General features: G+C 43.1%; 10 protein-coding genes. 3 read left to right on the forward strand and 7 right to left on the reverse strand.

The annotated features are described in order from the left end of the window. Positions 1–111: 111 nt before the first annotated feature. From GNE10_RS24890 to GNE10_RS24920, 7 genes are all read right to left on the reverse strand, one after another. A complete protein-coding gene (locus GNE10_RS24890) occupies positions 112–1080 on the reverse strand; it encodes a VOC family protein (RefSeq protein WP_185567579.1) in 969 nt (322 codons plus the stop codon). A gap of 144 nt (positions 1081–1224) precedes the next feature. Next, complete coding sequence (locus tag GNE10_RS24895; protein WP_185567581.1) at positions 1225–2325, reverse strand: LLM class flavin-dependent oxidoreductase; 1101 nt, start codon at positions 2323–2325, stop codon at positions 1225–1227. Positions 2326–2848: 523 nt separating this feature from the next. Continuing rightward, positions 2849–3925, reverse strand: a complete 1077-nt coding sequence (locus GNE10_RS24900; protein WP_185567583.1) for an Mrp/NBP35 family ATP-binding protein — start codon at positions 3923–3925, stop codon at positions 2849–2851. A 22-nt stretch (positions 3926–3947) separates the two neighbouring features. Next, entirely contained in the window at positions 3948–4904 is a 957-nt protein-coding gene (locus GNE10_RS24905; protein WP_185567585.1) for a HEAT repeat domain-containing protein, read from the reverse strand. 9 nt (positions 4905–4913) lie between these two features. After that, positions 4914–5141, reverse strand: coding sequence for a ferredoxin family protein (locus tag GNE10_RS24910; protein ID WP_035152298.1), 228 nt, complete (start codon positions 5139–5141; stop codon positions 4914–4916). A gap of 174 nt (positions 5142–5315) precedes the next feature. Next, entirely contained in the window at positions 5316–7028 is a 1713-nt protein-coding gene (locus GNE10_RS24915) for a fumarate reductase/succinate dehydrogenase flavoprotein subunit (RefSeq protein ID WP_185567587.1), read from the reverse strand. Between the two features lie 274 nt (positions 7029–7302). Further along, positions 7303–8265, reverse strand: a complete 963-nt coding sequence (locus GNE10_RS24920; RefSeq protein WP_185567589.1) for a sulfonate ABC transporter substrate-binding protein — start codon at positions 8263–8265, stop codon at positions 7303–7305. A gap of 21 nt (positions 8266–8286) precedes the next feature. On the opposite strand from GNE10_RS24920, the gene GNE10_RS24925 reads away from it, so the two are divergent. The 3 genes from GNE10_RS24925 to GNE10_RS24935 all read left to right on the forward strand — a co-directional run bounded on the left by GNE10_RS24925 (position 8287) and on the right by GNE10_RS24935 (position 11082). Next, positions 8287–8505, forward strand: a complete 219-nt coding sequence (locus GNE10_RS24925) for a hypothetical protein (protein ID WP_185567591.1) — start codon at positions 8287–8289, stop codon at positions 8503–8505. Between the two features lie 571 nt (positions 8506–9076). Beyond that, positions 9077–9556, forward strand: coding sequence for a cupin domain-containing protein (locus GNE10_RS24930; protein WP_185567593.1), 480 nt, complete (start codon positions 9077–9079; stop codon positions 9554–9556). Positions 9557–9882: 326 nt separating this feature from the next. Beyond that, positions 9883–11082, forward strand: coding sequence for an acyl-CoA dehydrogenase family protein (locus tag GNE10_RS24935; RefSeq protein ID WP_185567595.1), 1200 nt, complete (start codon positions 9883–9885; stop codon positions 11080–11082). The last annotated feature ends 13 nt before the right edge of the window (positions 11083–11095 follow it).

The following is an 11095-nucleotide window of genomic DNA, read 5'->3' on the forward strand; positions in this document are numbered from 1 at the left end:
GGGGAAAGGGAAAGGGGTAAGGGGGAAAGGGGAAACATTAAATTTATTCCTTTTCCCTTTTCCCTTTAACCTTTTCCCCTGCTCTCTTGTTCCCAGTCAACAGTCAACACACTAGCCAACAATTACCCAGTACATCCCATCTGGGGCAATTAATCCAAAGGAAGGTTCGCTAAATTCGTTGGGGACGATTGGTGTAACGTTGGTGGCGTTGCTGGCGATGACGCGTTGATGAAAGGCTGCAATATTGTCAACTTGATAAGTGAAAAGGCTTATGCCTAAGGAACCTGGTTGAGCGTATTCGCGGCGATCGCTTGTAGGATAAAGTGGGCTATAAACTTGAAAAACTCCGACGTTGGTCTTTGGGGAAGCAAAAACTGAAAGATAAAATTCTTGCCCTTCTTCAAGCATTAAAATCTGCTTCGTTGAGGGGTTTTTATAACCAGATAATTTGGGGTTATTCTCTGATGGTATGAGTCCAAAAACCTCTGTGTAAAATGAGGTGAGGCTATGGTCGGAAGTAATGAAACTTGAATGAGTCCCTTCACTAACTAATAATCCAGAATCGCGATTAATAGTACCGTAGCCAGGGCGATCGTAGTTATATCGCTGAAAAAATGCTTGTCGCGTTTCTTGGCCAATGACAAACATTTCTCGGACACCAATAAAGCGGTTATATAATCCTGTTCCTACGTTACCAATAAACTCAATTCCCCGCACTGGTTCAGTATAAATCCACTTTCCACCGTTGGCTTTATCGTCGGCAAAAGCATCGGCGATGGCATAAATATCTTGAGTCAAAGAAGCAAACCAGCGGCTACCCTCCACCACTGGCAAGGTATCACCCAAACCTTGATTGCGCGGTTGTTTCCAACACATTACCCGCACTAATCCATGAGCTGATGAGTTGCCATTTTGTAATCGCAGTGATGTTAAATCTGAGGCATGACCGTAGAGTAATTTTGCCTGTTCTGCGGAAAATTCTCCTCTGTTTACCTCTCGATAACCAAATTCATTCCAATATTTTAGAGTAGCTTCAATATCCTTTGATCCAACACAATTTTCAAAAATTCCACTAATCATTCTGATTTACCTGATAACTAGAGAAAATTTACATTATTTTTGAGGATAAAAGAAACTCACCAAATACTAACAATATCTTGGTAGTTTGGTGAGCGTATGGCTAGGGATTTATAAATTTTCAATTTTAGTGTATTAACCTAATGGTCAACTTTTAGCTGCCACTGCTTGCTGGTCTCGTTGTGCTACTTGTTTTCGTACTAAAGGAATTACGTCACGACCATAGGCGATCGCATCTTCCAAAGGATCGAAACCCCGAATCAACAAGGTAGTTACCCCAGCATCGTAGTAATCAACTAAAGCTTCTGCAACTTGTTCTGGTGTACCCACTAATGCTGTGGTGTTACCTGCTGCACCTGTGGCTGCGGCGATGGGTGTCCATAGGCGTTTATCGTAAACCTCATTTTTGGCTGCAAAATCCAACAGACGTTGCGACCCCACCGCCTGGGGTCTAGCTGTGGAAGCTATTTTCGCCCCTCCTCGCAACTCTTGAATTCTCGCCAAAATACTATGCGCCTTTTCCCAAGCTTCTTGTTCTGTAGCACCAAGGATCGGTCGCAGGGAGACGCTAAACCGAATGGAACCACCCGGTGGTAAAGCGGCGCGAACTTCCGCGATGCGTTCTTTCACTGCGGCGATTGGTTCACCCCACAAAGCATAAACATTACTGTGTTTTGCTCCCACTTTCACTGCTGGAGTGGATGCACCGCCAAAGTAAAGGGGAATATGGGGTTTTTGTAGCGGCTTGATTGCAGAGAAAGCATCCTTGACACGGTAGAATTCGCCTTCGTAATCAAAGGGAGTATCACTCGTCCAAGTGCGACGGACAATTTCTAAATATTCATCAGTGCGGCGGTAGCGGTTATCATGATCTAACCAGTCACCGTCTTTTTGTTGATCGATATCGCTACCACCAGTAATGATATGTATTGCTATGCGACCGTTGGTGAAATGGTCAAGGGTAGCCGCCTTGCGGGCTGCTAAAGTTGGTGCCACAAACCCTGGTCTATGGGCAATCAAAAAGCCCAATCGCTCCGTTGCAGCTGCGGCAAAACTCGCTACAGTAAAACCATCAGGGCTACTAGAACTATAGCCAATTAATACTTTATCAAAGCCTGCTTGTTCGTGGGCTTTGGCAAATTCACGAACATAAGCCGCATCGATAATGTCATCGCCGAGAGTACTTGTTGTACTATTTAATTCTGAAACAGGTTTTGTCCGAATTAATCCAATAAATTCCACTGGCATAGTTTTTCCTGGGAATAGGAAGTGGGGAGTGTTGACTGTTGACTGTTGACTGTTGACTGGGAAGTTATTATTCTCCCCTGTCCCTGCCCCTCTGCTGCATCTACCTTGTCTACCTTTTCTCCCTTGTCTGCTGATTCTATTTATTGCATATATCTAAAAACTGGTCGTTTTACCGGTGTATTATTGATGTTACCATGAAATGCACAGATAAAGTCAGGACTTAAGGAAAAAAACTTCTCGTATCAAATCTGTTATACCGATTCAAAAAATGTTTGCGACAGATACCCCACCCGCCTGACGGCACCCTCCCCTTAGCAAGGGGAGGGGTCTTGTCTATGTGTCGCATTCTTTTTTCAAATTGGTATTAGTATCGGGGTTATGTATTTTTTAACGCAGAGGAAGGCAAAGGTAAACGCAGAGGAACGCAAAGTTTTTGGACTGATGTATTGAGGAATTTGGAGAAGAGGGTAAGTTTTTTGACGCTAGCCACGGATTACAGCGTCACTGATTTGATTTAGTTAAGTTAGACCATTTGGACGTTTGACACGGAGAAAAAAGTTGTATCCAAGGCTGCGGCGATTTGGACAAATGCTTGGCTGGTTGTGGAGTTGGGGTCAGCAAGTGTTAGGGGTTTACCTGTATCCCCCCCACTACAAATGCGGGGATCGATGGGAATTTCTCCTAAAAGGGGTGCTTTGAGTTCATCTGCCAATTTTTGACCGCCACCAGTACCGAAAATCGATGTTTGTTCGCCATTACTGTTGATGAAATAGCTCATATTTTCGATAATACCAAGAACGGGAACCCCCACTTGGCGAAACATATAAACACTGCGGCGGACATCGGAAATGGCAACTTGTTGGGGAGTTGTTACTACAATTGCTCCACAAATTGGACTTTCTTGCACAATGGTGATTTGAGCATCGCCAGTACCGGGAGGAAGGTCTATTAATAAATAATCTAGCTCTCCCCATTGGACTTCGTGAATAAACTGGGTAATAATTTTGTGCAAGATTGGGCCGCGCCATGCTAAAGGACGATTGGGTTCTGCTAACAGTCCCACAGACATGACTTTAATGCCGTAAGCTGACAAAGGTAAAAATCTCTGGCCTTCGGGAGTATCAATAATTTCAACTTCTGATTTACCTAGTCCTAACATTTGGGGAATGTTTGGGCCGTAGACATCAGCATCTAGTAAACCAACTTTAGCACCAGCTAATCTCAAGGCGGTGGCTAAATTAACTGCGGTTGTAGATTTACCAACTCCCCCTTTGCCACTGGAAATTGCTAAGGTGGTTTTTACCCCTGGAATGGTGCAAGGTTGAATGTAGGCTTTTTTGCACCAAGATAACTGGGATAATATTTTTTGAATTTCTGTTTGTAATTGCTGTTGGTGGGAACCGATATAAAGGCGTAGGTAAACGTAGTCATCAACAATACGCAGATTTCGCACCATTCCTAAGCTAACGATGTCATTTTTCAGGTTGGGTTCGATGATTTGCTTGAGGAATTGCACGACTTGTTGCTGACGACCAATGATTAGGGGATCGGCAGGAGAAGGTTGTATTTGTTGATGTAATGATATGGAATTGTGCGCCATAATTTTGTGTATGCCAGTGCAATCATTTCTGTTGTTGAATCTTGTCAATTGCCCGTTGTGCGTAAATGGACACATCCCGGTCTGGGTCATCTAGTGCTTGTTTGAGGGCATTTACAGCATTGGCATTGCCTAAATTCCCCAGGGCGATCGCTGCTTCTTTTCGCACATCAGAATATTCATCTGTTAAGGCTTCAATTAATGTAGGAAGCAAGTTGGCATCTGGAGTTTTTTGTAATACTTGAATGGCAAATTTTCGCACTTGCCAATTTTCATCTTTCAGGGCAACTTTTAAAGCTGGAATTGCTTGATTATCGGCGTGAATTGCTAAAGATTTGGCGGCATTTCTTCGCACTTGCCAATCAGCATCTAAAGTCAATGCTTGAGTGAGTAATTCCACTGCTTCTTTATCTGCTAAATGACCTAATGTTAAAGTGGCTGCACGACGCACGTTATTATCAGCATCTTTCATTAAGGATAAAACGGGCGGGCATATCTCCACTTGATTTAAATAACGAACGGTTGTGACAGCAGCTTCCCGCAGCTGGCTATTTTCTGATTCTAAAAAGGACAATATCGCAGGTAGAGATTGAACATCATGAATCTTGCGTAACAAAATGAGTACGTTAAGATTGACATTAATATCTTTTTGATGTAAAGCATCTAGCAGTAACAGCAAATGATCTGGAGTCACTAATTCCCCTAAAGCTGATAACGCCTCAGTACGAATTTCTGCGTCGGGAGAAGCGAGACATTTTAGTAAAGCCGGAACAGCAGCAGGATTAGCAATTTCCCAAAGTGCAGAGACAGCGATTTTTTGTACTGCTGTGTTTTCATCTTCGAGGGCGGTAATTAAGGCCTCAACTGCGGTATCTTCGCCCAAGTGTTGTAAAGATTTGACAGCCACTAACCGATCGCTGACATCAGGCGATCGCAACATTTCCAACCATTGATTTAATTCCGAATCTGTATCCGCACTCATTGGGAAACCTCAGCGCAACAAAAAAGGAATTTGCACGGTAATTGCATTAGTTGGGCATTCTTTTTCACAAGGTAGACAAAACCAACATTCATCGTATTTCATATAAGCTTTTCCCGTTTCTGGATTTTTTGCTAATACATCCAAGGGACAAACTTCAATGCAAGCCACGCATTTTTCTAAACATTTAGATTCATCGACGATGACCGGTACATCTACTCTTTGTGTGATTAAAGCCATATTTTACCTTGTTGTTGAAATTATTTATGAATTAGATTGAGTTAATTTTTAACGAACCGCAGAGGCGCAGAGAACGCAGAGAGAAAGGAAAATGCTTAATTGATGATTTATAATACCAAAATCTTCTCAAACTCTCATTTCTCTGTGAACTCTGCGTCCTCTGTGGTTCGTTTTTTATCGCACTGCTACATCGTAAGATTCCTTTTGTAAATCTACGTCAATTATGTAAGGCTCCACTGGACGTTTAAAAATTGTCATTTCGCCAGTGTCATTCTTTTGCAAATTGACGTGACAAAACCATTCTTGATTATTCTTTTCTGGATAATCCAAACGATAATGATATAAACCCCAACGACTTTCACGACGATATAAAGAAGCGCGTGCTGCCATTTCTGCACAATCGCGGATAAAATGCACTTCCATACAGCGCATTAATTCGTGAGGATCTCGCGCTCCCATTTGCGCTAGTGTTTCTTGATAGCGCACAAAGTTATGTAAGCCAATTTCCATTTTGTTGGCAGATTTTGGCGGTTGTAAATAATCATTCACAAATCGGCGTAACTTGTATTCTACTTGAGTATGGGGAATGCCATTTGGCTGATTTAATGGTGCATAAATTCTAGATTTTTCAGCTTCTAAAAAATCTGCGTCTGGTTCTAAATGTTCTAGATTTTGAATATATGTAATTGCATTTTCTCCTGCCAATCTTCCAAAGACAAATGCACCAATCATGTAATTATGGGGGACACTAGCCATATCTCCGGCGGCGTAAAGTCCTGGGACTGTGGTTTCTGCTTTTTCGTTCACCCAAACACCAGATGCACTATGTCCGCTACATAACCCTATTTCGGAAATGTTCATTTCAACGCCGTGAGTGCGGTAGTCTTCTCCTCTACCTTGATGAAAACGTCCTCTACTAGGACGCTCATTTGCCCATAAAATAGACTCAATTTCTGAAATTGTATCCCCATCTAAATGATTCATTTTCATTTGAATGGGGCCTTTACCTGAGTTTAATTCTTTCCAAATTTCTAACATCATTTGACCGCTCCAGTAATCACAATTAATAAAGCGGTGTCCTTCGGCGTTGGCTGTATATGCTCCAAATGGCCCGGCAACATAAGCACAGGCGGGCCCGTTATAATCTTTTATTAGTGGGTTAATTTGAAAACATTCGATGTTGCTTAATTCTGCTCCTGCATGGTAAGCCATTGAGTAGCCATCGCCAGCATTAGTAGGATTTTCGTAAGTACCGTAAAGATAGCCAGATGCAGGTAGTCCCAAACGTCCACAGGCTCCAGTACACAGGATGACGGCTTTGGCAAGGATGACAACAAAATCGCCAGCGCGCACGTCAAATCCAACTGCGCCTATTGCTCTACCATTTTTAACTAGCACTCTCGTAGCCATTACACGGTTAGTGACCTTAACTTGATGGCGCTTCACCTGTCGGGTGAGAATTTGCTTGAGGTCTTTACCTTCTGGCATGGGCAACACATATTTACCCACCCGATGCACTTGTTTGAGGTCATAATTACCTTGGGGGTCTTTTTGGAACTTAACGCCCCAACTTTCCAACTCTTGTATGGTTTCGTAACCTAGCTTTCCTGTTTGGTAAACAGCTTTTTGGTGGAGAATGCCATCATTGGCAATGGTGACTTCACGCACATACTGTTCTGCGGTGGAATGTCCGGGGATGACGGCCGTGTTTACTCCATCCATTCCCATAGCGATCGCACCACTGCGACGAATATTTGCTTTTTCCAAAATCAACACTTGGGCCTCACCATCGGCTTGTTTAGCTTTAATTGCAGCCATTGTCCCCGCCGTACCGCCGCCAATGACCAGGACATCTGTTTTGATCCACTGTGTGTTTATGTTAGCCATACAATTTTGGATTAAACTTGGGTTGAAAATGGAAAGTGGAGAATAGGAAAGAGATATTTTTATTCTTTTTTTATGGACTGTGTTTATCGAGTCTTTTGCATATATTTTTCATCTCATGCAAAAACACAGACCATAACTAACTCCTAACTCCTAACCCCTAACTCCTAACTCCTAACTCCTGAATTCTGACTCCTAACTCCTGAATTCTGACTCCTAACTCCTGAATTCTGACTCCTGACTCCTGACTCCTGAATTCTGACTCCTGAATTCTCAATTAATTTCCTTGCCAAACAATTTCTTTAACTTTAATTTCCTTGGGTATCAATTTGATTTGATAAAATGTATCTGCAACTTCTTGTTGTTTGTTAATGACTTCATCTGTGAGTGGAAGTACATCATACTCACGCCGTTTTTCAGCTATCTCTAACACGGGAACATCAATACCTAATGCTGGAGAAATAAGTTTTGCAACTTCACTGGGATTGTTTTTCGCCCAATCGCTGGCTTTTTTCACTTCGTCTAAAATTGTTTTTACAGCATTTGGTTTGGTGTCAACAAAAGACTTCGCCGCTAGATAATAACCACGATTGGGAGCTAATCCCGTTGCGTCTGTTAAAATACGTGCGCCTGTTGCGGCTTCTGCTGCGGCTAAGTAAGGATCCCAAATTGACCAAGCTTCGACGTTCTTACCTTCAAAAGCAGCACGAGCATCGGCTGGTGGTAAGGTTTTGGGTTGAATATCACTGTATTGTAGTCCTGCTTTTTCTAAAGCTTTGACTAATAAATAGTTAGCATTTGAGCCTTTGGCAAAGGCGACTCTTTTACCTTTGAGTTCAGCTACACTTTTAATGGATGAATCTTTAGGAACTATAATAGCTTCAGCTTTGGGACTCCAGGGATCGTAAGCAACATAAACTAAAGGAATGCCCCCTGCTTGGGCAAATATTGGTGGTGATTCTCCGGTATAGCCAAAGTCAATGCTACCTGCGTTTAATGCTTCCAACATTGGAGGGCCCGCAGGAAATTCCGACCAAGTTACGGAAGCACCGGAGGCTGCAAAGGCTTTTTCTAAACTTCCTTGTGCTTTGAGTGCATAAAGAATAGTTGATGCTTTCTGATAACCAATACGAACTACGGTGTTGTTTGATGCCTGGGTTGTTGGTGTGGTTCCACTGTTGCTCGTGGTTGGAGAACACGCAAAGACAGTTAATGTTAAACCAAGTCCCAGTGTAAACATTAGGGAAAAAGTGTAAATTCGTTGCTGCTTGCATCTCTTAAACAAAGCGATGGTTCTGTTCACCGCAGGTATGACAATACTGAGCAATTGAGTGGGAGAAAACTTAATCAACGTCTTGACTCTACTTTTTTACCTTGGGTAAAAGGGACTGGGGATTGGGGACTGGGTAATGAGTGCCAACAACAATGTGTAGCTACGATCGCCAAAAAGCGATCGCCTGAAAATTCAAATCGTCAATAATATTGCTGTAACAAGCAATCTACAGGGTTCTATTATTAAAGCATACTACGGTAAATGCAGCATATTTTCGTAATATGCAATCACATTTATTTAGCTTCCGCCTTCCTTGTAAGAGCTTCCGCCTTCCTTGTAAGAGCTTCTGCCTTGAGGTTTCAGTATTACGCGCAGCCTGCAAGAGCTTCTGCCTTGAGGTTTCAGTATTACGCGCAGCCTGCAAGAGCTTCTGCCTTCCTTGTAAGAGCTTCTGCCTTCCTTGTAAGAGCTTCTGCCTTGAGGTTTAAGTATTACGTGCAGCCTGCAAGAGCTTCTGCCTTCCTTGTAAGAGCTTTTGCCTTGACGTTTTAGTGTGACGCGCAGGCTGTAAGAGTTTCCGCCTTAAGTATACGCAACAAACTCGCTGCGTAATTTCTATCACGGAGCATTTTTAACCTTTCACAGCAATTATTGAAAACCAGGATAGTAAGCTTTATAATTTCAAGCGTAGTAAAAATCTTGGCAATCTCTGGCAGCGTCGGCTCTGCAAGCCTTTATAGAGTTAGTATTTAAAGGTGTTAGCATTTAAATTAGGGCTATGCAAGTACCAACAAACCCAATTGCTATCGATGCGGCTGAAGCACCTCTGCGTACCAAGCCAACAAACTATCCAGAACCGTTTGCGTCTCGCATAACGGGGAGGGAGAAACGACCACTGGGAGATCTGTTTGGTTTAACAAACTTTGGTGTCAACTTAACAAAATTAGCTCCAAACGCGATTTCTGCTCTCCGTCATGCTCATTCCAAACAAGATGAGTTTATATACATCTTGAAGGGAAAACCTACGCTGGAAACTGACGAAGGTCGGACTCAACTCTCCCCTGGTATGTGTGCAGGTTTCAAGGCAGGGACTGGGAACGGACACAACCTGATTAATGAGACCTCAGAGGAGGTTGTGTACCTAGAAATCGGCGATCGCACCCCAGGAGACGAAGCAATTTATCCCGATGACGACCTTCTAGCCTTGCTTGTGGAAGGTAAATGGCAGTTTACCCACAAAGACGGTACGCCGTATTGAAGGCAGGGGGAGAAATACTACATACAATTGCAACTTAGTATTAAAAGCCAAATAGCTTATCTATAGTCAGCTTGCTGTCTTAAAGCTGTTTATGTCATACTGATTCAATTGAAATAATTACAATATTCAGGTCGAGTTCTAGTATTATTCATCACATTCACTAGAAATCTAGGGTTCGAGGTTGAGAACTGACGTAGAAATAATTGCGATCGCCAAATTTATAATAAAAGCGTCCCAAGTTTGCAGTAACATCAACTTTTTTTTCGCAGGACGAATGTCTGGTCGTCTTTAGAAGATTTAAGTTTACCTTCGGCAAGGAGTATATTATGTCACAGTTGCAACAAGACCCGCCAGACACTTTAATAGCCAAAAGCCTAGAAACTACCCCAAATATTTTTCAGCGAGTTGAAGCTTTGGCTAAGGACTTTGCCCGTCGTGCAGGAATACACGATAAAGAGGCTTCCTTTCCTTTTGAAAATTTTACAGCTTTGCATGAGGCTGGATTGCTTAACCTCACCATCCCCCGCGAATTTGGTGGTGAGGATTTGGGCTTAGAGACTGTCTGTCGAGTGATTGAAGGCATAGCGCAGGGCGATGCTTCCACTGCATTGGTACTGACAATGCACTATCTCCAACATGCCCACGCAGCTCGTAGTCGTCGCTGGCCTCCACAAGTATATAAACGGGTATGTCGTGAGTCAATGGAAGGCATTGCGTTACTAAATGCTGCCCGTGTGGAACCAGAATTAGGCACACCAGCCAGAGGTGGATTACCTGCCACCATTGCCCAACGGACAACAGAAGGCTGGCGTTTAACGGGTCACAAACAATACACCACAGGTAGTCCCATCCTCAGCTACTTTGTTGTTTGGGCAAGGACAACAGAAGATGAACTGCAAGTTGGAAATTTTCTCGTTCCCCGCGATTTACCTGGCTTGCGAATAGTAGAAACTTGGGATCACTTGGGGATGAGAGCCACTGGTAGCCACGACCTCATCTTAGAAAATGTATTAATTCCCCCAGAATACGCCATTGATATTCGTCCCATCTCTGCTATGCCTTCTGTTGACCCATTGATTTCTACTTGGGGAAGTTTAACAATCAGCGCCTTGTATCTCGGTGTTGCCACTGCTGCGCGAGACTGGTTGATTAACTATCTTTGGGAGCGATCGCCATCTAATTTAGGAGAGCCACTAGCCAAATTACCACGTTTTCAAGCAGCTGTGGGTGAAATAGAAGCACTGCTATTTGCAAACCGCAGATTGATTTATGGCTTAGCTCAAGATTGCGATCGTGGCGAGTACGAACTTAACGTAGGATTACAGGCACAAAGCGTTAAATATTTAACTACCACTAACTCCATTCGTGCTGTAGAAATTGCCTTGGAACTAACTGGTAATCCTGGTATGTTAAAAAAGAACCCCTTAGAGCGACACTACCGTGACGTTTTGTGCAGCCGTATCCATACACCGCAAAATGATGTCATTTGCCAGTCTTTAGGAAAATCTGCACTGAAAGTTAAGTGATTGGGGACTGGGG

It is taken from the genome of Nostoc sp. 2RC, from assembly GCF_014222165.1.
In the GTDB taxonomy this organism is placed as follows: Bacteria; Cyanobacteriota; Cyanobacteriia; order Cyanobacteriales; family Nostocaceae; genus Nostoc; species Nostoc linckia.